This is a genomic window from Shinella sp. S4-D37, assembly GCF_040812195.1.
Taxonomy (GTDB): domain Bacteria; phylum Pseudomonadota; class Alphaproteobacteria; order Rhizobiales; family Rhizobiaceae; genus Shinella.
Genome location: NZ_JBFNXL010000005.1, coordinates 2,112,338 through 2,134,236, shown reverse-complemented (window position 1 = coordinate 2,134,236; position 21,899 = coordinate 2,112,338). Strand labels below are relative to the sequence as shown.

Sequence of the window (21,899 nt, the reverse complement as noted above, 5' to 3'; positions counted from 1 at the left end):
CCTCTTCGGCATCTGACCCGTCCGCGCCGGCCGTTAAGGCCTGCAGCCGTGGAAAGCGGGTGCAAAGCCAAGAACGGTCTGGACGGGAGGGGTGCGAATCCGCTTAAGCTTCCGGCCTTGATCGGAAGGACGGTGACATGGCGGATGCAGCGCGCACGACGGACGACGGAACGACCGGGGACACGCCGCAATTCGTGCATCTGCGCGTCCATTCGGCCTTCTCGCTGCTCGAAGGCGCCCTGCCGATCAAGAAGATCATCGGCAAGGCGACGTCGGACCAGCAGCCGGCGATCGCCATTACCGACACGAACAACCTGTTCGCGGCGCTTGAATTTTCCCAGAAGGCCATCGGCGACGGCATCCAGCCGCTGATCGGCTGCCAACTGTCCATCGACATGGAGGACGAGGGGGAGGGCGAGCGGCGCGGCGGCCAGGCCCAGCTTGCGAAATTGCCCTCTATCGTGCTTTTGGCCGCGACGGAGGCCGGCTATGCCCGGCTCGTCGCCCTCGTCAGCCGCGCCTATCTCGGCGGCGAGGGCAGCCAGGCGATCCGCATCGCCTATAGCTGGCTGCAGGAGAAGGGGACGGAGGGGCTGATCGCGCTGTCCGGCGCGCTCGGCGGCCCCGTCGACATGGCTTTCGTCGCCGGCCAGCCGGCCGTGGCGCGCGCGCGGCTTCATGCGCTGAAGCAGGCCTTCGGCGACAGGCTTTATATCGAGCTGCAACGGCATGGCCGCTACGACCGGCAGCACGAACGGTGGATGGTCGAGCTTGCCTATGCGGAAGACCTGCCGCTGGTGGCGACCAACGAGCCGTTCTTCCCGGCGCCGGACGACTACGACGCGCATGACGCGCTGATGGCGGTTGCGCACAACGCCATGGTCTCCGACGACAACCGCTTCCGCCTGTCGCCGGACCATTACCTGAAGAGCCGCAAGGACATGGTGAAACTCTTCGCCGACCTGCCGGAGGCGCTGGAGAACACGGTGGAGATCGCGCGGCGCTGCTCCTTCGTGCTGAAGACGCGCGGGCCGATCCTGCCGCGCTTTACCGGTGCGACGGACGATCCGGAGGAGGCGGAGCGGGCAGAGGCGGCGGAGCTGCGCCGGCAGTCCGTCGAGGGCCTGGAAAGTCGCATGGCGCTGCTCGGCCTGACGCCGGGCTATACGGAACAGGATTATCGCGAGCGGCTGGATTTCGAGCTCGGCGTCATCGAGCGCATGAAATTCCCCGGCTACTTCCTGATCGTCGCCGACTTCATCAAATGGGCCAAGCAGCAGAATATCCCGGTCGGCCCGGGCCGCGGCTCGGGCGCGGGCTCGCTCGTCGCCTATGCGCTCACCATCACCGACGTCGATCCCTTGCGCTTCTCGCTGCTCTTCGAGCGCTTCCTCAACCCGGAACGCGTCTCGATGCCGGACTTCGACATCGACTTCTGCCAGGATCGCCGCGAAGAGGTGATCCGCTACGTCCAGCAGAAATACGGCCGCGAGCAGGTGGCGCAGATCATCACCTTCGGTTCGCTCCAGGCGCGCGCGGCGCTGCGCGACGTCGGCCGCGTGCTCGAAATGCCCTATGGCCAGGTCGACAAGATCTGCAAGCTCGTGCCGAACAACCCGGCCAACCCGACGCCGCTCTACAAGGCGATCGAGGAGGAGCCGAAACTGCAGGAGGAGGCGGAGAAGGAGCCCGTCGTCGCGCGCCTGCTCGACATCGCCCAGAAGATCGAGGGCCTCTACCGCCACGCCTCGACCCACGCCGCCGGCATCGTGATCGGCGACCGGCCGCTCTCGCAGCTCGTGCCGATGTACCGCGATCCGCGCTCGGACATGCCGGTCACCCAGTTCAACATGAAATGGGTGGAACAGGCCGGCCTCGTCAAGTTCGACTTCCTCGGCCTGAAGACGCTGACGGTGCTGAAGACGGCGGTCGATTTCATCCGCAAGCGCGGTATCGAGGTGAAGCTCGAAAGCCTGCCGCTCGACGACCAGCTCACTTACGAGATGCTGTCGCGCGGCGAGACGGTCGGCGTGTTCCAGGTGGAAAGCGCCGGCATGCGCAAGGCGCTGATCGGCATGCGGCCGGACTGCATCGAGGACATCATCGCGCTCGTGGCGCTCTACCGCCCCGGCCCGATGGAGAACATCCCGGTCTACAACGCCCGCAAGCACGGCGAGGAGGAGATCGAATCGATCCATCCGATGATCGACCATCTCCTGAAGGAGACGCAGGGCGTCATCGTCTACCAGGAACAGGTGATGCAGATCGCCCAGGTCCTGTCCGGCTATTCGCTCGGCGAAGCCGACCTCCTGCGTCGCGCCATGGGCAAGAAGATCAAGGAGGAGATGGACAAGCAGCGCGCCCGCTTCGTCGACGGCGCCGTCAGGAACGGCGTGTCGAAGCCGCAATCGGACCTCATCTTCGACCTCCTCGCCAAGTTCGCCAATTACGGCTTCAACAAGTCGCACGCCGCCGCCTATGCCATCGTCTCCTACCAGACGGCCTATCTGAAGGCGCATTACCCGGTCGAGTTCCTCGCCGCCTCGATGACCTACGACATGTCCAACACGGACAAGCTGAACGATTTCCGGCAGGATGCCGGTCGGCTCGGCATCGAGGTCATCCCGCCCTCGGTGCAGACCTCGTTCCCGCATTTCGAGACCGGCGAGAATCGCATCTATTATGCGCTCGCCGCCATCAAGGGCGTCGGCGCGGCCGCCGTGCAGCACATCGTCGACGTGCGCGGCACGGCGCCGTTCAGGAGCCTTGAGGATTTCTGCGTCCGCATCGATCCGAAATTCGTCAACCGCCGCGTCTTCGAAAGCCTGATCGTCGCCGGCGCCTTCGATTGCTTCGGCCACGACCGCGCCGCGATGATCGCCGGCCTCGACCGGCTCCTCGGCGCCGCCCAGCGCGCGCAGGAGAACAAGGCGAGCGGCCAGGGCGACATCTTCGGCATGGGCGCCGCGACGGGCCCGGAAGTCATCACGCTTCCCGCCTATACGCCCTGGCTCGCCTCGGAAAAGCTGCACCGCGAGTTCCAGGTGCTCGGCTTCTACCTGTCGGCCCATCCGCTCGACTTCTATGCGCCGATCCTCTCCAAGATGCGCGTGCAGACTTTTGGCGATTTTGCCGCCGCGGTAAAGCGCGGCGCCACCGCCGGTCGCCTCGCCGGCACGGTCACCTCCAAGCAGGAGCGCAAGACCCGCACCGGCAACAAGATGGGCATCGTCGCCTTCTCCGATTCCTCCGGCCAGTTCGAGGCGGTGCTGTTCTCCGAAATGCTGAACCAGTACCGCGACCTGCTGGAGCCCGGCAAATCGCTGGTGATGACGGTTCAGGCGGAGGAGCGGCCGGAAGGCATCGGCCTGCGCATCCAGACGCTGCGCTCGCTGGAGGAGGAATCGCTCCAGACGCAGAAGGCGCTGCGCGTCTATGTGCGCGACAGCGGCCCGCTGCGCTCCATCGCCGCCCATCTCAACACGAAGGGCGACGGCCTCGTCTCCTTCATCGTGATCAAGGACAACGGCCAGCGGGAAATCGAGGTGGAGCTGAGCAAGCGCTTCCGCATTTCCTCCGAGATCGCCGCCGCCATGCGCTCCACGCCGGGTGTTCTCGACGTGGAGCTGGTGTGAGGCTCAAGCGGCCGTCGGCACGCGGGCCACGACCTTGATCTCGAAGTCGAAACCGGCGAGCCAGTTCACGCCGATTGCGGTGTTCCAGGCGCTTGCGACGGGCCTCCTCCCCCGGCCTGCCTGACGGGATGCGCGCAATTTCTGCTGCGGTGTTTCGGCAAGGGACGCGACGAAAAGAGCCGCCGCGCCGGAAGAGCGAGCGGCCCTGATGTCATGTCAAACGTCTCCGGTCAGTTGATGACGGAGACCGACGACGCCTTCTTCTTTTTCTTCTTCTTGACGCCCTGCACCGTCGTGGCGACCGCCTTCTGCGGCACCTTGCGCGTCACGGTGATGAAGTCCGTGCCGTTGCCGGTCTCCGGGCCAAGGCCCGTATCGGAGATCGAGAGGGAGGCGCCTTCGCCCATCAGGCGGGAAATGCGCATGCGCATCTCTTCGGGGATATCGAGGCGGTCGAGGGTCTTTTCCAGCGCGTCGGGGGCGGCGGCGTCGGCTTCGGTGGTAATGCCGAGACGCTTCAGCGTCGCCGGCGAGAGCTGGTTGTCCATGCTCACGCCGTACCATTCGGCCGTCCCCTTGTCGCCGTCGACCGCGCGGGCGATGAGGAAATGCGTGCCGAGCGCGATCTGCGGGTCGCGGATGACGATCGGCGTTTCGAGCACGGGCTTGAACTTCTGCCGCACGAGGATCTGCCCGTTCGGCGGCGCGCCCTTGCCGGCCTTGGCATAGACGGCGGCGACAAGCTCCGGCGAGACCACGCCGTCTTCCTTGAGGCCTTCGGCGAGCTGGAAGGCGCGGATGGCGGTCACGGTCTGCTTGCCGTGCAGGCCGTCGGGAACGCCGGCATCATGGCCGAGTGCGGTCAAGAGGGCCTGCAGGTCCATCAGCGTCTCGCGCGCGCCACGGCGGGTGATGAGGATGCGGATCGGGTCCTCTTCGGTCTTCTGCACGATGGGGGTGACGATCGCCGGCTTCGGATCGGTCATCGCCACCTCGACGCTCTTGTCGCCGGCTTCGATGAGGGTGGGGCGAAGGCCGGCCTGCGAGAGCAGCGGCGTATCCGGCAAGACGACGGACGGCTTGAACAGCGTGGCGTGTGCGATGTGGCGCGGCGCGATCTCGCGGTCGGTGATGAGGACATGGCCGCCGCGGCGCGTCGTGCTGAACAGGATCTTTGCGAAATCGTTCGGCAGGCGCACGCAGCCGTGCGAGGCGGGATAGGCGGGCACGCTGTTGGAGGCGTGCAGCGCGATGCCCGACCAGGTCAGCCGCTGCATGAAGGGCATCGGCGCGCTGTCGTAGAGATTGGAGAAATGCGTGCGCTTCTTTTCGAGGATCGAGAAGATGCCGGTCGGCGTCGAATGCCCGGCCTTGCCGGTGGAGACGCGCGAGGTGGCGACCACCACGCCGCCGTCATAGATCTTCAATTCCTGCAGGTCCTTCGACACCATGATCTGGAGCGGACCTTCGAGGGTGCCGCCGAGCGCCGTGGCGCAGCTCAGCATCAGGCCCACTATGCTCATGCCGGTAACGAGGCGAAACGTCATGCGACCCATCCATACGCAATACAAACCGGCAGGAAGCATAGTGCATGCGGTTTAAGGAAGGCTTGCTGCACGCGACGATCCCCCGATCTGTGCCATCCCGATGCAGTCAAGAACGCCGGCCTGCCGGGTTTTATTCGGCGGGGTCGCCGATTTTTCCGGCGGTCTTGAACGTCAATTTTTCGTGAAAGCGACTGGGGCCGGATTTGCCGAACGTATAGCCGGTCTCCACGCTCGCCTTGCCGAACTTGTCGCGCAGCACGTTCATCGCGGCCTCGGCGGCGGCGCGGCGGGCGGCGGCGGGATCGACGAGATCGGGCGGATCGGTCCGGCCGGGATCGGCAAGGTCGCTGACGCCGATGCCGATCAGCCGGTACTTCGTGCCGTCCGCCTCCTTGCGCAGCAGGTCGATGCCGGTGCGGAAGATGCGGTCGGCGAGCATGGTCGGGTCTTCGAGCTTGCGGTTGCGCGTGCGGCCCTTGAAATCGGCGGTCTTCAGCTTCAGCACCACCGTGTGGCCGGCAATGCCCGATTTGCGCAGCCGCGTCGCCACCTTCTCGCTGAGGCGGCGCAAATGCGCCACCAGCTCGTCATAGCCTGAAATATCGTCGAAGAAGGTGGTTTCGGCCGATACGCTCTTGGCGGGGTCGTTGGGGTGGACCTCGCGGTCGTCCTGCCCGCGCGAAAGGTTGAAGAGGCGCTTGCCCATCACGCCGTAGCGGCGCATCAGGTCGGTCTCCTCCATGGTCTGGAGCTGGCCGACGGTGCGGATGCCGTCGCGCTCCAGCGTCTCGGCAAAGGCCTTGCCGACGCCCCAGATGAGGCGCACCGGCTTTTCGCGCAGGAAGGCGAGCGCCTCCGCTTCGCCGATGACGGAGAAGCCGCGCGGCTTGTTGAGGTCCGAGGCGACCTTGGCGAGGAACTTGCAGTAGGAAAGGCCGATCGAGATGGTGATGCCGACCTCTTTTTCAACCCGCTGGGCGAAGCGGGCGAGCACGCGGGCGGGCGGATCGTGGTGCAGGCGCTCCGTGCCCTTGAGCTCCAGGAAGGCCTCGTCGATGGACAGCGGCTGCACCAGCGGCGTCAGCTCCTGCATCATCGTGCGTACCTGGCGGCCGACAGCGACGTATTTCTCCATGTCCGGCTTGATCACCACCGCATCGGGGCAGGCCTCCAGCGCCTTGAACATCGGCATGGCCGAGCGCACGCCGTGGATGCGCGCGACATAGCAGGCGGTGGAGACGACGCCGCGCTTGCCGCCGCCGATGATGACCGGCTTGTCGGCAAGCTCCGGATTGTCGCGCTTCTCGACCGCCGCATAGAAGGCGTCGCAGTCGATATGGGCGAGCGTCAGGCCGAAGAGCTCGTCATGATAGACGAGGCGGGGGCTGCCGCAGGCGCTGCAACGGCGCAGGCCGGCCTTCTGCCCGGCAAGGCAGTCGCGGCAGAAGCCCGGGAAACGCGAGTCGGCGATGCTCATCTTATGGAACAAATATTGAACATCGCGACATTACTGCTTAAATTCATGAGTCTCAAGTGCTGCGGGAGGCGAATGCATGACGACGAACAGACAGGCACGCGGCGACCATCGCGGTTCGCCGGTTCAGAAATCCTCGCTGCCGTATGGCCCGGAGAGGATGGCATGGGCCTGCACGACGGCCTCCGGGGGGACGCCCGTCGCCGCGCTGAAGGCGAGAAGGGTCGGCTCGTGGTCCATCAGGAAACCGACGAGGCCGGCAAGGAAACCGGGATCGCCGACGGCATTGCGCACCTCGCCGGGCGCGACGCCTGTCAGCGCAAGGAAACGCGACAGCAATTCCGGTTCGCCGGCGAGCCAGCCGAGGATGGCCGCGGCGGTCGCCTGCGCATCGGCAACCGCGGGTGTATCTTTTTGGCTCTTCATCGTTTTCCCTCGGGAAATTTACCTTTTAATCAACCAAGTCGCGCTAACGTTGCTGCGGACAAGCTGGGTGACTTCGGCTTTGCCGCAACTTATCGATCCCCCGGAAGGTTGCAAGGCCGGCGAGAGGAACAGGGACGAACGATGCCCAAGCAGGTGATGATTGTCGAGGACAACGAGCTCAACATGAAGCTCTTCCGGGATCTCATCGAGGCGTCCGGCTATACGACCATCCAGACCAGGAATGGCATGGAAGCCCTCGATCTTGCCCGCAAACATAGGCCGGACCTGATCCTGATGGATATCCAGCTTCCGGAGGTCTCGGGCCTTGAGGTCACCAAGTGGCTGAAGGAGGACGACGAGCTCCATGTCATCCCGGTGATCGCCGTAACGGCCTTCGCGATGAAGGGCGACGAGGAGCGCATCCGCCAGGGCGGCTGCGAGGCCTATGTCTCCAAGCCGATCTCGGTGCCGAAATTCATCGAGACCATCAAGACCTATCTCGGCGACGCATGAGGTAGAGGTCAGGGCCATGACAGCACGTATCCTCGTCGTCGACGACATTCCGGCCAATGTGAAGCTGCTCGAAGCGCGGCTGCTCGCGGAATATTTCGACGTGCTGACGGCGGAGAACGGCTATGATGCGCTCGCCATGTGCGAGCGCACCCAGGTCGACCTGATCCTGCTCGACATCATGATGCCCGGCATCGACGGCTTCGAGGTCTGCGCGCGGCTGAAGGCCAATCCGCGCACCGCCCATATCCCGGTCGTCATGGTGACGGCGCTCGACCAGCCCTCCGACCGCGTGCGCGGCCTCAAGGCCGGCGCCGACGATTTCCTGACCAAGCCGGTCAACGACCTGCAGCTCATGTCGCGGGTGAAGAGCCTCGTGCGGCTGAAGACGCTGACCGACGAATTGCGCATGCGCGCGGCCACCGCCCGCGCCATCTCCCTGGAGGACGGGCTGGACGACAATCTCGGCGACGAGCCGGGCGAAGTCCTCCTCGTCGACGGCCGCGCCAGCTCGCAGGAGCGGATCGTGCGCGCGCTGAAGCCGGTCGCCGAGGTCACCTCCATGTCGGACCCGCAGGCCGCGCTCTTCCAGGCGGCCGAGAGCAATTTCGAGCTGGTGATCGTCAACGCCAATTTCGAGGACTACGATCCGCTGCGCCTGTGTTCGCAGCTCCGCTCGCTGGAGCGCACGCGTTTCCTGCCGATCCTGCTGATCGCCGAACAGGGCGACGACGACATGGTGGTGCGCGCGCTCGATCTCGGCGTGACGGACTACCTGGTTCGGCCGATCGACCCGAACGAGCTGATCGCCCGCAGCCTCACCCAGATCCGCCGCAAGCGGTGCAACGACCGCCTGCGCGCCAGCGTGCGCCAGACGATCGAACTGGCCGTCACGGACGGCCTGACGGGCCTGCACAACCGCCGCTACCTCGACAACCACATGAAGCTGCTGGTCGACCGGGCGATGGCGCGGGGCCGGCCGCTTTCCGTCTGCATCACCGATATCGACCGCTTCAAGCTGGTCAACGACACCCACGGCCACGATGCGGGCGATGCCGTGCTGCGGGAGTTCGCCAACCGCGTGCGCTCGGCCGTGCGTGGCGCCGACCTTGCCTGCCGCTACGGCGGGGAGGAGTTCGTGCTGGTCATGCCGGATACGTCCGCCGAGATGGCGGCGGGCGTGGCCGAGCGCCTTCGCGCGATCGTCGAGCAGGAACCGTTCCGCCTGCCGGGTACGGATGTCCTCCTGTCCATCACCGCCTCGCTGGGCCTTGCCAGCGCGCTGCCGGCAGGCGACCGCCCCGAAGCCCTGCTGAAGCGCGCCGACACGGCGCTTTACGAAGCGAAGCGCTCCGGCCGCAACCGGGTCGTGGCCGCCGCCGCGTGAGTCGGCCCCGCGCGGCCGAATTGTCCACAGGGCGATTTCGATTTGGGCATCTGCCTTGAAAATCGGGCATTCGCCCCGCATTGCGCGGCCTCTGCGGACAGGGCCCCGCAAGACCCCTGAAATCAGGTCATGTCGTGAAATCTGGCTATAAACCGTACTATTTTGGTTTCGCAAACCTTATCAACAGGTTGTATCGCGCGCAATCTTTTCGCGCCGCAAAGATGACATCTGTCAGGGTTGCAGGGTCTCGCGCAATGGTTGAATCCTGCCGGCGCGGGATTGTCGTGATCCGTAACGCAACCGCCGCTCAATGGCACAATCGTCCCCGCCGCGGTTAACTATGAGACAAGGAGAGGGCGGGGGAGCGTTAAGAATTCGTTGATTTTTTTTCTTTTTCGCGCGATGCTCAACTCATGGGCGGAAAACAAGCCCGCACAACCGGTTACCCCATGATGCTAGGTCCGCCGCATCTCCTGGGTCGTGGGGTCGGTCGGTCAGCTACGATAAATACGGAATCCTCGTGCCGTTGTCGTGTCTGGCCGACCCCCATTCGACGCCGCTCCCTTCCGGGGAGCGGCGTTTTTGATTCGGGGGGATGCCGGGCCGCAATCCCGGGCAAAAGAAAAGGCGCCGGACGTTGCCGTCCAGCGCCTTTGCGAACCGAAACGGTCCCCAGGATCACTTGATCTTGGTTTCCTTGAATTCGACGTGCTTCTTGACGACCGGGTCGTACTTGGTCTTGGTCATCTTGTCCGTCATCGTGCGGCTGTTCTTCGTGGTTACGTAGAAGAAACCGGTGTCGGCCGTCGACAGCAGCTTGATCTTGATGGTGGTAGCCTTGGCCATGGTCGTCCTGCCTTTATGAAAAACGAAGCCGCGGACAGCCAGTCTGCTCCACGGCTTAAATCTGGGCGGAAACTACAAATCGCGCCCGAAAAGTCAACCCCGTTTCGGCCGGAAAACCATCCGGGCGAGAGAAAGTACGAGGTAAAACCCGAAGAAGGCGACGATTGCCCAGGCGAAACCGTCATTGCCGGAAACGTCCATCGCCGCGCCGATCGCCTGCGGGCCGACGACGGTGCCGACGGCATAGCAGAAGATGAAGGCGGCGTTGGCCGCCGCGAGGTCCGCGCCGACGAGGCGTGAGCCGAGATGGCTGAGGCCGACCGTATAGAGGCCGGCGACGCAGCCGCCCCACAGGAGCAGCACGGTCGCCATCAGCACCCAGCTGTGCGAGATGAGCGGCAGGCAGAGGGCGCCGACGAGGCCGATGACCGCCAGGACCGTCAGGAGGCGCCTGCGGTCCGTCAGGCGGTCCGAGAGCATGCCGAGCGGGATCTGGAACGCCATGTTGCCGATGCCCATGACGGTGAGCAGCAGGGCCGCCTGCGGCTCGCTAAAGCCGGCCCGCGTGGCATAGATGGGAAAGAGAGACAGCCCGCCGACCTCCACCGCGCCGAAGATGAACACGGCCGCCGTCGCCGTCGGCACGAGAAGGACGTAGCGCATGAAATGCAGTTCGGGCTTCTCGTCGATGATCGGGCTTTCGCCGCGCGCGGCGAAGATCGGCACGGCGGCAAGCAGGATGATGGCCGCGCCCACCGCGAAGGGCAGCACGCCGTCGCTGCCGAGCAGCGAGAAGAGCAGGGGCCCGGTGGCGAAGCCGAGCGAGAGCACCGTGGCGTAGATGCCCAGCACCAGGCCGCGCCGGCGGGGCGGTGCGGCGGCGTTGATCCAGAATTCGGAGAGGATGAACAGCGTGGTGATCGCGCCGTGGAAGACGAGGCGGAGCGGGAACCACAGCCAGAAATTCTGGATGTAGTAGAAGCCGAGGCCGCTGACGGCCGCCAGCAGGATGGCGGCCAGCATGGTCGTCGCGGTGCCCCAGGCATGGGCGAGGCGCGTGGTGAAGGGCGCAGCGGCCATGGCGGCGATGCCGGCCATGGCGGAATTGATGCCGATCATCGTGGAGGAGATGCCGCGCTTCTCCATGATGATGGAGAGCAGCGGCAGGCCGAGCCCGATGGCGATGCCGACGGCGGAAATGGCGGCGACGGCTGCAATGAGGGATCGCCAGTGAATGCTCTCCACCGGGCCGGAGGTGCCGGATTGCGGCTGCGTCATGGGTGACCGATCCTCAAAGAAGGTCCCGAAGGAAACGCCCGCGCCGGGTGTGGTACAGCGGCGCGGTTCTTCCGAAGGGCAGAGACTTGTCTTCCTGAAGGCTTTTTTGAAGCTCTTCAAGGATCAATACGGTTATGTCGGGCATCTCGATGCCGCCAGGATCAAAAATATCCATCCAGCGCAGGTCTTCCAGTTCGTGGCTCGCCGTCGCGCCGGCCGGATCGATGCCCGCCTCGTCGGCGAAGAGCGCGAAGAAGCGTGTGTCGAACCGCCGGATCATGCCGGCCGGCGTGATGGCGCGGGCCAGGAAACGCAGCCTGGAGAGGTCGGGGCGGAAGGGCAGGGCGTCCGACGCCGCCGCATCGAGCGGCGGGCCGACCGAGATGCCGGCCTCCTCGTAGAGTTCGCGCAGCGCCGCGACGCCGAGGGCGCGCAGGCGCGAATCGGAACAGCGCGTGCCGCTGCGCAGCGCCAGCCGTTCGCAGGCCGCCGGATGCAGCGGGTTGGCGACGGAAACGAGGCGGTCGGTGGCATCGCGCCGGCCGCCGGGAAAGACATAGACGTTCGGCATGAAGACATGCTTGCTGCTGCGCCGGCCGACGAGCACGCGCACGCTCTCGTCCGACCGGTCGAGAAGCAGGATCGAGGCCGCATCGACGGGCCGGGCGGCTGTCATGCCGTGCGGTCGCCGTAGGCGGGTGCCGTTTCCGTTTCGGTTTCCGTCTCTTCCGGCTTGTCGCCGAAGCCGTGCATCTTCAGCGCCCATTGCAGGCCGATGGCGCCGCCCTTGATGGGCTGGAGCAGGAGAAGCGACAGGATGACGGTGATCGGCGCCCAGATGGCGAGGTGCTGCCAGGTGGTGAGCGGCCAGACGAGGTCCGTCCCCATATAGCCGCCGACCACGACATGGCCGACGATGGTGATGACGAGATAGGGCGGCAGGTCGTCGGCGCGCTGGTGCGTGTAGTCCTCGCCGCAGGCCGCGCAGTTTTCCACGGGCTTGACGAAGGACTTGAACAGGCGGCCGGAGCCGCAGGCGGGGCAGCGGTTCAGGAGGCCGCGCTTGATGGCGCGGCCGAGCGGGCGTTCCGCCGGCCGGGCCTCCGGGCTGTCGCCGAAATAATGCGTGCTGCCGCTGGTCTCGTTCGCCTGCATGTCCTGTCCTTCCGCCGGCCGTCCTGCCGGCCCTCTGTCTTCGCGCGGGCGCTATATAGCTCAGCGCCTGCCGCGGGGCGGGCGCGTGCCCGGCTGGTGGCGCGCCGCGCTGCCCTTGCGTCGGCCCGACTTGTGGAAGGAACGCACCGCCGTCGGCATCTTGCGTCCCTCGCTGATCATGTCGAAGCGGAGCGAACCGGCCAGCGGCACCGCTTCCGCGAGCTTGACGCGCACCTCGTCGCCGAGGCGATAGCCGAGCCCGGTCTTTTCGCCGGACAGCGCCTGATGCGCCTCGTCATAGATGAAGTAATCACGTCCGAGCATAGATATAGGCACGAAACCATCGGCACCATACGCCGGCAGGGTGACAAAAAGTCCCGCCTTGGTGACGCCCGAAACGCGCCCGTCGAACTCCTCGCCGATGCGTCCGGCGAGGTGATGGGCGATCAGCCGGTCGACCGTGTCGCGCTCGGCGGCCATGGCGCGGCGCTCGAAGGTCGAGATCTCGGCCGCGATATCGTCGAGCACCGCTTCCTCGTCCGGCGTGATGCCGCCCTCGCCAAGCCCGAGCGAGCCGACCAGCGCCCGGTGCACGATGAGGTCCGCATAGCGGCGGATCGGCGAGGTGAAATGGGCGTATTTCAGGAGGTTCAGGCCGAAATGGCCGATATTCTCCGGGCTGTAGATGGCCTGGCTCTGCGAGCGCAGAACCATCTCGCTGACCATCTGCTCGAAGGGCTTGTCCTTGGCCTTCGAAAGGATGCCGTTGAAATGGTTGGAGCGCATGTTGCCGCCCTTGACCAGCGAGATGTCGAGGGTCTGCAGGAACTCGCGCAGCACCTCCTGCTTGGCGAGCGAGGGCGCGTCGTGCACGCGGTAGATCAGGGCCTGCTTCTTCTTTTCCAGCGTCTCGGCGGCCGCGACGTTGGCCTGGATCATCATCTCCTCGATGAGCTTGTGCGCATCGAGCCGCGGCGGCACGACGACGCGATCCACCGTGCCGTCCTCCTTCAGGAGGACCTTGCGCTCGGGCATGTCGAGTTCGAGCGGCTGGCGGCGGTTGCGGCCGACGGTCATGATGCGGTAGGCCTGCCACAGCGGCTTCAGGATCGTCTCGAGGATCGGGCCGGTCTTGTCGTCGGGCGCGCCGTCGATGGCGGCCTGGGCCTGTTGATAGGAGAGTTTCGCCGCGCTCTTCATCATGATGCGGTGGAACGTGTGGCTCGCCTTGCGGCCCTCATGCGAGAAGACCATGCGCACGGCGAGCGCCGGCCGGTCGACGCCTTCCTTCAGCGAGCAGAGGTCGTTGGAGATGCGCTCCGGCAGCATGGGCACGACGCGGTCGGGGAAATAGACCGAGTTGCCGCGCTTCAGCGCCTCGCGGTCGAGCGCCGATTTCGGCCTTACGTAAAAGCTGACATCGGCGATGGCGACGGTGACGATCACGCCGCCCGGATTGTCGGGGGACGGGTCGGGCTCGGCGAAGACGGCGTCGTCGTGGTCCTTGGCGTCGGCCGGGTCGATGGTGATGAGCGGCAGGCTGCGCCAGTCCTCGCGGTGCGACATGGTCGCGGCCCCTGCCGCTTCCGCCTCGCGGATCACCGCGTCGGGGAAGATATGGGGAATGCCGTGGGAATGGATGGCGATCATCGAGATCGCCTTTTCCGAGGCGACGGAACCGATCACGCCCTTGATCTGCGCGCGCGGCAGGCCGTAGCGGCCCATGCGCACGACGTCGATCTCCACGAGATCGCCGTCCTTGGCTCCCGCCGTGAACTCGGCGTCGACCTCCATCTCCTCGCCGCGCCGGTCGATCGGCATGATGCGCCCGCCGCCGCCCGCCAGGGAGCGGAACACGCCCATGCCGGAATTCTTCTTCTTGTCGAGCACCTTGATGACCCGCGCCGTATAGGCCGGGCCGCCGCGCTCCTTGGCCGGGAAGATCTTTGCCAGCACGCGGTCGCCGAGGCCGGCGACGGGCGCCTTGTCCTTGCGCACGCCGCCCGACTGGCGGATCAGCACGGCGGGCGCGACGCCCGCGTCGTCGAGCCATTCGGCCGGCCGGCCGATCAGTTCGCCGTCGACGTCGCGCGTGGTGATGTCGAGCACCGTGACCGGGGGCAGGGCGCCGGGTCGCACCAGCGACTTGCGGCGTTTTTCCAGGAGCCCGTCTTCCTCGAAGGATTTCAGGAGCGCCTTCAGTTCGACGCGCGCCTCGCCCTTCAGGCCGAAGGCCTTGGCGATCTCGCGCTTGGAGGCCTGTTCCGGATTGTCGGCGATGAAGCGCAGCAACACGTCGCGCGGCGGGATGACGCCGTGGATGATCGGGATATTGTCCGCCGGTGGCACGTCACGATCTGCGCGGCCGGGCCGCGTGGATCGTCCTGCCCGGCTGCGTGGTTCTCTCGTCATGCCGTCAGGCCTTCTTTGCCTTGGTTGCGGGCTTGGCCTTGGGCGCCGCCTTCGGCTTTGCGGCCTTGGCATCGCCGGACTTCGCCGCCTTGGCCTTGCCCTTGGCAGGCGCCTTGCCGGCCTTCTCGGCGATCAGCACGAGCGCTTCCTCCAGCGTGACGCTGTCGGCGGCCTTGCCCTTGGGCAGGGTCGCGTTGACCTTGGCCCAGTTCACGTAGGGGCCGTACTTGCCGTCCCGCACGGTGATGGGGCCGCCGTCCGGATGGTCGCCGAGCGTCTTCAGGGCGGCCGGCGTGCCGCGCGAACGCCCGCCGGGGCCTTTCGACGCCTTGTCGGCGATGACGGTCACGGCGCGGTTGAGGCCGATCGAGAACACGTCCTCGACGCTTTCGAGGTTCGCATAGCCCCCGTCATGCAGCAGGAACGGACCGTAGCGGCCGATACCGGCCGAGATCATCTTGCCGGTTTCCGGATGCTGGCCGATGTCCCGCGGCAGAGAGAGCAGCGCAAGCGCCTTCTCGTGGTCGATGCTGGCCGGCGTCCAGCCCTTGGGCAGGCTGGCGCGCTTGGCCTCCTTGCCGTCGCCGCGCTGCACGTAGGGTCCGAAGCGGCCGGTGCGTAGCGTGATCTCCTCGCCCGTATGCGGATCCTTGCCGAGGTTCTGCGGCTCGTTGGAGCCGTTCGCCTCCGCATCCGAGCCGTTGTCGGCGGAAAGCTGGCGGGTGTAGTTGCAGTCCGGATAGTTCGAGCAGCCGACGAAGGCGCCGAATTTCCCCAGCTTCAGCGAGAGCTTGCCGGTGCCGCAGACCTGGCAGATGCGCGGATCGCTGCCGTCCTCGCGCTTGGGGAAGACGAGCGGGGCAAGCTCCTCGTTGAGCGCGTCGAGCACGTTGGTGACGCGCAGTTCCTTGGTGTCCTCGATCTGTGCGAAGAAATCCTTCCAGAAGTCGCGGAGAACCTGCTTCCAGTCGAGTTCGCCGGCCGAGATCTTGTCGAGCTTTTCTTCGAGATCCGCCGTGAAATCGTATTCGACATAGCGGGTGAAGAAGCTTTCCAGGAAGGCCGTGACGAGGCGGCCCTTGGTTTCCGGGATCAGCTTGCGCTTGTCGATCAGTATATATTCGCGGTCGCGCAGCGTGGCGAGCGTGGCGGCATAGGTCGACGGGCGGCCGATGCCGAGCTCTTCCATCTTCTTGATGAGCGAGGCTTCGGAATAGCGCGGCGGCGGCTCGGTGAAGTGCTGGCTGGCATTCACCTTCTGCTTGTCGAGCTTTTCCTGCGCGTTGATCTCGGGCAGGCGACCGTCGTCGTCACCGTCGTCCGACTGCTCGCCGTCTTCCTTCTGGTCGGTATAGGCGGCGATGAAGCCGTCGAAACGGATGACCGAGCCGGTGGCGCGCAGACCCGCCTTGCGCCCGCCATTGTCCGCCTCGATCTCGACCGTCGTGCGCTCGATCTCGGCCGACGCCATCTGGCTGGCGATGCCGCGCTTCCACACGAGGTCGTAGAGCCGCAACTGGTCCGGATCGAGGTAGCGCTTCACCTGGTCCGGCGTGCGGTTGAAGGAGGTGGGGCGGATCGCTTCGTGCGCTTCCTGGGCGTTCTTCGCCTTGGTGGAATAGAAGCGGGGCTTTTCCGGCACGTAGCGTTCGCCGAACTGTTCGGCGACGGCGCGGCGCGCCGCGTCGATCGCCTCGGGCGCCACCTGCACGCCGTCGGTACGCATATAGGTGATGAGACCGACCGTCTCGCCGCCGATATCGATGCCCTCGTAGAGCTTCTGCGCCACCTGCATGGTGCGGGAGGCCGAGAAGCCGAGCTTGGAGGAGGCGGCCTGCTGCAGGGTGGAGGTGGTGAAGGGCGGCGCCGGGTTGCGCTTCGTCGGCTTGGCCTCGACGCTTTCGACGCGGTAGGCCGCGCCGTCGAGCAGCGCCTTGAGGCGGTTCGCCTCCTCGCCGTTGCCGATCGCCCGCGCCTGCAGGCGTTTGCCTTCGGCCGAGACGAGGCGTGCCTCGAACTCGTCGCCGCGCGGCGTCTTCAGAAGGGCGGAGAGGTTCCAGTACTCTTCCGAGACGAAACGCTCGATTTCCGATTCCCGGTCGCAGACGAGGCGCAGAGCCACCGACTGCACGCGCCCGGCCGAGCGGGCGCCCGGCAGCTTGCGCCAGAGGACCGGCGAGAGATTGAAGCCGACGAGGTAGTCGAGGGCGCGGCGGGCGAGATAGGCATCGACCAGCGCGGTATCGATGTCGCGCGGATTGCGCATGGCGTCGAGCACGGCCGACTTGGTGATGGCGTTGAAGACGACGCGCTTGACCGGCTTGTCGCCGATCACCCGCTTCTTCTTCAGGACGTCGAGCACATGCCAGGAGATGGCTTCGCCCTCGCGATCCGGGTCGGTCGCCAGAATGAGGCCGTCGGAGGATTTCACGGCGTCGGCAATATCCTTCATGCGCCGGGCCGAGGCGCTGTCCACTTCCCAGGTCATTTCGAAATCCTCGTCCGGGCGCACGGAGCCGTCCTTGGCCGGCAGGTCGCGCACATGGCCGAACGAGGCGAGCACCGTGTAGCCGGGCCCGAGATACTTGTTGATCGTCTTGGCCTTGGCAGGCGATTCCACAACTACAACATTCATCATCATTTCTCTGAGTACGGGTGCCGCACGCTTGGATGCACGGCAAAACGGGCGCCTTGCGCCGGAAAGTCGTGCCTCGACATGAACAGACAAAGCGTTCCGGTCAAGAGGTAGGGGTGAAATTAGTGGGATGCAACGCAATGCAACCATTGCGCGATTAATCGTAGATTGCAATTTTCGCTAATCGTTGTATCTTCCGCTGGGTACAGGAATTGCAACCTGACGGTGATTGTGAAGCGTAGGTGCAATGGACGCGCTATGAGCTCGAAACCAGCCAAACCCGCTCTCCCGCCGCATACCGCGGAGGAGAACCTCGCCTATACCCGGCAGATGCTCGGCGAGCTGCGCACGGTCGTGAACGCCGAAGGCGCCGACATGCTGGGTTACCTGATCGAGATGGCCTATGTGGAGGCGGGGGACATCCTCTCCGGCCTCCGGCCGCTTTCAGTCGGGGGTCAACGAGACCCGGCCGTCGGCATGCCGCTGAAGCCGGCCGGCAAGATCAAGCTCTAGGAGGACGAGATAGACGGTCGCCGCGGCGATGCCGGTATGGCGGATGATCTCGTCGATTTCGGCCGGCACCTGGCTCAGCGCGTCGGCTATGCGTTCCCGCTCGCCGTCGCCCGGCGGCAGCCGCAGGGCGGGCGGCGTGTCCTCGCCCGGCTCGCCGGCGCCGGGGCGGGGGGCGAAAAGGTCCGGCTCGGACAGCGGGCGCAGGCTTTCCAGCACGTCCTCGGGCGTGGTGGTGATCGTCGCGCCGTCCTTGAGGAGGCCGTTCGTGCCCTCGCAGCGCGGATCGAGCGGGGAGCCCGGCACGGCGAAGACCAGGCGGCCGAAATCCGCCGCGTTGCGCGCGGTGATCAGCGAGCCGGAACGCACCGCCGCCTCCACCACGACAAGGCCGAGCGACATGCCGGCGATCAGCCGGTTGCGGCGGGGAAAGTCCCGCGCCCGCGGCTCCCAGCCGAAGGGCATTTCGCTGATGGCGAGGCCTTGCCCTTCAGTGAGTTCGGCAAGCAGGCCGATATTCTCCGGCGGGTAGGGCTTGTCGAGCCCGCCCGCCATGGCCGCGACCGTGCCGGTGTCGAGGCTGGCGCGATGGGCGGCCGTGTCGATGCCGCGGGCAAGACCCGAGACGATGGTATAGCCTGCCCGCCCGATCGCGCGCGCCAGCAGGCCTGCGAATTTCGTGCCGGAGAGGGAGGCATTGCGCGCGCCGACGATGCCGACGGCCGGCGCCGCCGCGACGGCCCGGTTGCCCTTGACGGCGAGCAGCGGCGGCGCGCCGTCGATCTGGCGCAGGAGGTAGGGATAGTCGGGTTCGCCGATGCCGACGAAGGCGGCGCCGTGCCGCTCGGCCATGTCGAGTTCGCGTTCGGCCTCGCCCCGGCTGGCGACGCGGATGGCGCGCGAGGCGCCGCCGCGGCGGGAAAGTTCCGGCAGCATGTCCAGCGCCGTCTCGGCGCTGCCGAAATGATTGATGAGTTCGCGGAAGGTGACCGGCCCGACATTGTCGCTGCGGATCAGGCGCAGCCAGGCGATCCTCTGTCTTTCCGTCAGCGCAATGCCCCTTGTCCTTGCGCTGCGCTCGTCCATCTCTATCCCTTGCTGCCGATCCTGCTTTCGGTGCCGTTCAGGAGGCGGCCGATATTGGCGCTGTGTTTCCACCAAGTGATGAGCGTGAGCAGCACGAAGAGCACTGCCACCTTCTCGTGACCGAGGAGCCACAATACAACCGGAGATGCGGCGGTTGCAACCAGGGCCGAGAGGGACGAATAGCGCGTCAGGTAGGCAAGACCGATCCAGACGACGGCGAAGACGGCGAGCATGAGCGGTACGAGGCCGAGCAGCAGCCCGACATAGGTCGCGACCCCCTTGCCGCCCTTGAAGCCGAGCCAGACGGGAAAGAGGTGGCCGAGGAAGGCGGCGAAGCCTGCCGCCAGCCCGGCATCGAGCCCCCAGCGCGAAGCGATGGCGGTGGCGGCGGTGCCCTTCAAGGCATCGAGCAGCAGGGTCGCCGCGGCGAGCTTCCTGTTGCCGGTGCGCAGCACGTTCGTCGCGCCGATATTGCCGGAGCCGATCTTCCGCACGTCGCCGAGCCCGGCCATGCGGGTGAGGATCAGGCCGAAGGGGATGGAGCCGAGGAGGTAGCCGAAGGCGAGCGCGGCGAGCGTCGGCACGGCGCCGAGCTGCCAGGTGAAGATGTCGGACACGTCAGTTCCCCCGTTCCAATGTCTGCATGCGGGGCGTGGATTCTCCGGTTCGACCCGAAAATCAACACGCTCCGCCGGACCAACGTCCCTTTCAGTCCAGCGAATACACCCGTTTGCCGGCAACATAGGTGCTAATCGCGCGTCCCGTAAAGCGGGCATCTTCGAAGGGCGTGTTCTTCGAGCGCGAGACGAAGCGGTCCTTGGTGGCAAGCCAGGGCTCGTCGGGATCGATCAGCACGATGTCGGCGCTGGCGCCGGGCGCAAGCGTGCCGGCATCTAGGCCGAAGATCTGTGCCGGCCGCGTCGAGAGCGCATCGAGGAGCCGCATCAGCGGAACCTCGCCGCTGTGGTGCAGCCGGAGCGCCGCCGCCAGCATGGTCTCGAGGCCGATCGCGCCGTCGGCGGCGTCCGCGAAGGGCAGGCGCTTGGTGTCGACGTCCTGCGGATCGTGCGAGGAGACGATGATGTCGATCTCGCCGCGGGCGAGCGCGTCGACCATCGCCTTGCGGTCGTCCTCGCCGCGCAGAGGCGGGGAGAGCTTGAAGAAGGTGCGGTATTCGCCGATGTCGTTCTCGTTCAGCGTCAGGTGGTTGATCGAGATGCCGCAGGTGACGTTGGCACCGCGTTCCTTCGCGGTCTTCACGGCTTCCGCCGATTCCGGCACCGAAATCTGCGCCGCGTGGTACTTGCCGCGCGTCAGGCCGGCGATGCGCAGGTCCCGTTCTAGCGGGATCAGCTCGGCCTCGCGCGGGCTGCCGGAAAGGCCGAGCCAGCTTGCCAGCAGCCCCTCGTTCATCACGCCGCCGGCGCCGAGATACTTGTCGCGGGTCTCCAGCGCGATGACGCTGCCGAATTCGCGGGCATAGGTCATGGCCCGGCGCAGCACCTGCGCATTGTGCATCGGGTTGCGGCCATTGGTGAAGGCGACGGCGCCGGCATCCTTCAGGAGGCCGAACTCGGTCATCTCCTCGCCGGCAAGCCCCTTGGTGAGGGCGGCTGCCGGATGGATATTGACGATCGCCTTGTCGCGGGCGTTCTTCAGCACGAACTCGACCAGCGCGATGTCGTCGATGACGGGGTCGGTGTCCGGCATGGTGATGAAGGTGGTGACGCCGCCGGCCGCCGCGGCGCGGGAGGCCGATTCGATCGTCTCGCGGTGCTCGGCGCCGGGCTCGCCGACGAAGACGCGGGCATCGACCAGACCGGGGGCGGCGATGAGACCGCGGCCGTCGACGACCTCGGCGCCTTCCGGCGCGCCCTGGTTCTGCGCGCCGCTGCCGATGGCGGCGATCCTGCCGTTCTCGATCACGATGGAGCCGGTTTCGTCCAGGTTGCGCGAGGGGTCGAGGATGCGGAGGTTCTTCAGGACGGTGGTGCGGGTCATGCGCGGACACCCTGGTTCTGCGAAACGAGAAGCGTTTCCATCACGGCCATGCGGACGGCGACGCCCATCTCGACCTGCTGCTCGATGACGCTCTGCGGCCCGTCGGCGATCTCCGAGGCGATCTCCACGCCGCGGTTCATCGGCCCGGGATGCATGACGAGCGCATCCTCCTTCGCCGCCTTCAGCTTTTCCGCGTCGAGCCCGTAATAGTGGAAGTATTCGCGCACCGAGGGCACGAAGGCGCCGGACATGCGCTCGCGCTGCAGGCGCAGCATCATCACGACGTCGGCGTCCTTCAGCCCTTCCTCCATGGAATGGTAGACCTCCGCCCCCATGTCGGCGATGCCGCAGGGAAGCAGCGTTGCAGGCGCCACGACGCGCACGCGCGCCCCCATGGCGTTGAGCAGCAGGATGTTGGAGCGGGCGACGCGCGAATGCAGCACGTCGCCGCAGATCGCGACGATGATGCGCGACAGCTTGCCCTTGGCACGGCGGATGGTCAGCGCGTCGAGCAGGGCCTGCGTCGGATGCTCGTGCTGGCCGTCGCCGGCGTTCACCACCGAGCAGGAGACCTTCTGCGCCAGGAGCGCGGCGGCGCCGGCGGAGGAATGGCGCACGACCAGCACGTCCGGGTGCATGGCGTTCAGCGTCATCGCCGTGTCGATCAGCGTCTCGCCCTTCTTCACCGAGGAATTGCCGACCGACATGTTCATCACGTCGGCGCCGAGGCGTTTGCCGGCAAGCTCGAAGGAGGATTGCGTGCGGGTGGAGGCTTCGAAAAAGAGGTTGATCTGCGTCAGGCCCCGAAGGGTCGACGTCTTCTTCTCCCGCTGCCGGGAGATTTTCACCGCCTCGTCGGCGCGGTCGAGCAGGTGGGTGATCTCCTGCTCGGTCAGGTCCTTGATGCCGAGAAGGTGGCGATGCGGAAAGAAGTCCATGAAACTCCGCCTCAACTGTCGTGGATACGCGGGGTCTATAGAGGGTCGGTTCCCTTGCG

The 21,899-nt window shown here is 66.2% G+C and carries 17 protein-coding genes and 1 pseudogene; 4 read left to right on the top strand and 14 right to left on the bottom strand.

All coding sequences use genetic code 11. The features are described from left to right. Positions 1–137 precede the first annotated feature (137 nt). Positions 138–3,635: a DNA polymerase III subunit alpha gene (gene dnaE / locus AB3G45_RS17895; RefSeq protein WP_367831818.1), complete on the top strand. Its 3,498-nt coding sequence runs from the start codon at positions 138–140 to the stop codon at positions 3,633–3,635. Positions 3,636–3,638: 3 nt separating this feature from the next. Here dnaE and AB3G45_RS17890 read toward each other — a convergent pair. The 4 genes and pseudogenes from AB3G45_RS17890 to AB3G45_RS17875 all read right to left on the bottom strand — a co-directional run. After that, positions 3,639–3,728 (bottom strand): annotated as a pseudogene (locus AB3G45_RS17890) (RidA family protein); the annotation flags it as partial. A gap of 137 nt (positions 3,729–3,865) precedes the next feature. Further along, complete coding sequence (locus AB3G45_RS17885; RefSeq protein ID WP_367831817.1) at positions 3,866–5,182, bottom strand: L,D-transpeptidase family protein; 1,317 nt, start codon at positions 5,180–5,182, stop codon at positions 3,866–3,868. Between the two features lie 130 nt (positions 5,183–5,312). Next, positions 5,313–6,659, bottom strand: a complete 1,347-nt coding sequence (locus AB3G45_RS17880; protein ID WP_367831816.1) for a DNA polymerase IV — start codon at positions 6,657–6,659, stop codon at positions 5,313–5,315. Between the two features lie 123 nt (positions 6,660–6,782). Further along, positions 6,783–7,082, bottom strand: coding sequence for a DUF3572 domain-containing protein (locus AB3G45_RS17875; RefSeq protein ID WP_367831815.1), 300 nt, complete (start codon positions 7,080–7,082; stop codon positions 6,783–6,785). A 141-nt stretch (positions 7,083–7,223) separates the two neighbouring features. Between AB3G45_RS17875 and AB3G45_RS17870 the strand changes: the two genes are divergently transcribed. After that, positions 7,224–7,595 carry a response regulator gene (locus AB3G45_RS17870; protein ID WP_003547430.1) on the top strand — a complete coding sequence of 124 codons (372 nt, stop codon included), beginning with the start codon at positions 7,224–7,226 and terminating at the stop codon, positions 7,593–7,595. A 16-nt stretch (positions 7,596–7,611) separates the two neighbouring features. Then, positions 7,612–8,979: a PleD family two-component system response regulator gene (locus AB3G45_RS17865; RefSeq protein ID WP_367831814.1), complete on the top strand. Its 1,368-nt coding sequence runs from the start codon at positions 7,612–7,614 to the stop codon at positions 8,977–8,979. A gap of 678 nt (positions 8,980–9,657) precedes the next feature. On the opposite strand, the gene rpmG is transcribed toward AB3G45_RS17865, so the two are convergent. From rpmG to topA, 6 genes are all read right to left on the bottom strand, one after another. Continuing rightward, positions 9,658–9,825, bottom strand: a complete 168-nt coding sequence (gene rpmG, locus AB3G45_RS17860) for a 50S ribosomal protein L33 (RefSeq protein ID WP_023512792.1) — start codon at positions 9,823–9,825, stop codon at positions 9,658–9,660. Positions 9,826–9,918: 93 nt separating this feature from the next. Further along, the gene (locus AB3G45_RS17855) at positions 9,919–11,103 is read right to left on the bottom strand and encodes an MFS transporter (protein ID WP_367831813.1); all 1,185 of its coding nucleotides are present in this window, start codon (positions 11,101–11,103) and stop codon (positions 9,919–9,921) included. Positions 11,104–11,116: 13 nt separating this feature from the next. Further along, positions 11,117–11,779: a hydrolase gene (locus AB3G45_RS17850; RefSeq protein WP_367831812.1), complete on the bottom strand. Its 663-nt coding sequence runs from the start codon at positions 11,777–11,779 to the stop codon at positions 11,117–11,119. Beyond that, complete coding sequence (locus AB3G45_RS17845; RefSeq protein WP_367831811.1) at positions 11,776–12,258, bottom strand: DUF983 domain-containing protein; 483 nt, start codon at positions 12,256–12,258, stop codon at positions 11,776–11,778. Before AB3G45_RS17845 ends, AB3G45_RS17850 begins: the two co-directional genes overlap by 4 nt. 60 nt (positions 12,259–12,318) lie before the next feature. Next, entirely contained in the window at positions 12,319–14,670 is a 2,352-nt protein-coding gene (rnr, locus tag AB3G45_RS17840; protein WP_367831810.1) for a ribonuclease R, read from the bottom strand. Positions 14,671–14,674: 4 nt separating this feature from the next. After that, positions 14,675–17,305: a type I DNA topoisomerase gene (gene topA / locus AB3G45_RS17835; RefSeq protein WP_367831809.1), complete on the bottom strand. Its 2,631-nt coding sequence runs from the start codon at positions 17,303–17,305 to the stop codon at positions 14,675–14,677. Between the two features lie 258 nt (positions 17,306–17,563). Here topA and AB3G45_RS17830 point away from each other — a divergent pair, with 258 nt between their 5' ends. Further along, complete coding sequence (locus AB3G45_RS17830; protein ID WP_367831808.1) at positions 17,564–17,818, top strand: hypothetical protein; 255 nt, start codon at positions 17,564–17,566, stop codon at positions 17,816–17,818. Here AB3G45_RS17830 and dprA read toward each other — a convergent pair. The 4 genes from dprA to AB3G45_RS17810 form a co-directional block, all read right to left on the bottom strand. After that, a complete protein-coding gene (dprA, locus tag AB3G45_RS17825; RefSeq protein ID WP_367831807.1) occupies positions 17,750–18,901 on the bottom strand; it encodes a DNA-processing protein DprA in 1,152 nt (383 codons plus the stop codon). The two genes, AB3G45_RS17830 and dprA, sit on opposite strands and share 69 nt — an antisense overlap. 2 nt (positions 18,902–18,903) lie before the next feature. Further along, positions 18,904–19,509, bottom strand: coding sequence for a glycerol-3-phosphate 1-O-acyltransferase PlsY (gene plsY, locus AB3G45_RS17820; RefSeq protein WP_367833615.1), 606 nt, complete (start codon positions 19,507–19,509; stop codon positions 18,904–18,906). Between the two features lie 100 nt (positions 19,510–19,609). After that, positions 19,610–20,902 carry a dihydroorotase gene (locus AB3G45_RS17815; protein WP_367831806.1) on the bottom strand — a complete coding sequence of 431 codons (1,293 nt, stop codon included), beginning with the start codon at positions 20,900–20,902 and terminating at the stop codon, positions 19,610–19,612. Next, positions 20,899–21,840, bottom strand: coding sequence for an aspartate carbamoyltransferase catalytic subunit (locus AB3G45_RS17810; protein ID WP_367831805.1), 942 nt, complete (start codon positions 21,838–21,840; stop codon positions 20,899–20,901). Before AB3G45_RS17810 ends, AB3G45_RS17815 begins: the two co-directional genes overlap by 4 nt. Positions 21,841–21,899: the final 59 nt, after the last annotated feature.

Bases quoted from the DNA above. Each gene is read 5' to 3' on its own strand.
- dnaE (WP_367831818.1), top strand. From the start codon at position 138: ATGGCGGATGCAGCGCGCACGACGGACGACGGAACGACCGGGGACACG.
- AB3G45_RS17885 (WP_367831817.1), bottom strand. From the start codon at position 5,182: ATGACGTTTCGCCTCGTTACCGGCATGAGCATAGTGGGCCTGATGCTG.
- AB3G45_RS17880 (WP_367831816.1), bottom strand. From the start codon at position 6,659: ATGAGCATCGCCGACTCGCGTTTCCCGGGCTTCTGCCGCGACTGCCTT.
- AB3G45_RS17875 (WP_367831815.1), bottom strand. From the start codon at position 7,082: ATGAAGAGCCAAAAAGATACACCCGCGGTTGCCGATGCGCAGGCGACC.
- AB3G45_RS17870 (WP_003547430.1), top strand. From the start codon at position 7,224: ATGCCCAAGCAGGTGATGATTGTCGAGGACAACGAGCTCAACATGAAG.
- AB3G45_RS17865 (WP_367831814.1), top strand. From the start codon at position 7,612: ATGACAGCACGTATCCTCGTCGTCGACGACATTCCGGCCAATGTGAAG.
- rpmG (WP_023512792.1), bottom strand. From the start codon at position 9,825: ATGGCCAAGGCTACCACCATCAAGATCAAGCTGCTGTCGACGGCCGAC.
- AB3G45_RS17855 (WP_367831813.1), bottom strand. From the start codon at position 11,103: ATGACGCAGCCGCAATCCGGCACCTCCGGCCCGGTGGAGAGCATTCAC.
- AB3G45_RS17850 (WP_367831812.1), bottom strand. From the start codon at position 11,779: ATGACAGCCGCCCGGCCCGTCGATGCGGCCTCGATCCTGCTTCTCGAC.
- AB3G45_RS17845 (WP_367831811.1), bottom strand. From the start codon at position 12,258: ATGCAGGCGAACGAGACCAGCGGCAGCACGCATTATTTCGGCGACAGC.
- rnr (WP_367831810.1), bottom strand. From the start codon at position 14,670: ATGACGAGAGAACCACGCAGCCGGGCAGGACGATCCACGCGGCCCGGC.
- topA (WP_367831809.1), bottom strand. From the start codon at position 17,305: ATGAATGTTGTAGTTGTGGAATCGCCTGCCAAGGCCAAGACGATCAAC.
- AB3G45_RS17830 (WP_367831808.1), top strand. From the start codon at position 17,564: ATGAGCTCGAAACCAGCCAAACCCGCTCTCCCGCCGCATACCGCGGAG.
- dprA (WP_367831807.1), bottom strand. From the start codon at position 18,901: ATGGACGAGCGCAGCGCAAGGACAAGGGGCATTGCGCTGACGGAAAGA.
- AB3G45_RS17815 (WP_367831806.1), bottom strand. From the start codon at position 20,902: ATGACCCGCACCACCGTCCTGAAGAACCTCCGCATCCTCGACCCCTCG.
- AB3G45_RS17810 (WP_367831805.1), bottom strand. From the start codon at position 21,840: ATGGACTTCTTTCCGCATCGCCACCTTCTCGGCATCAAGGACCTGACC.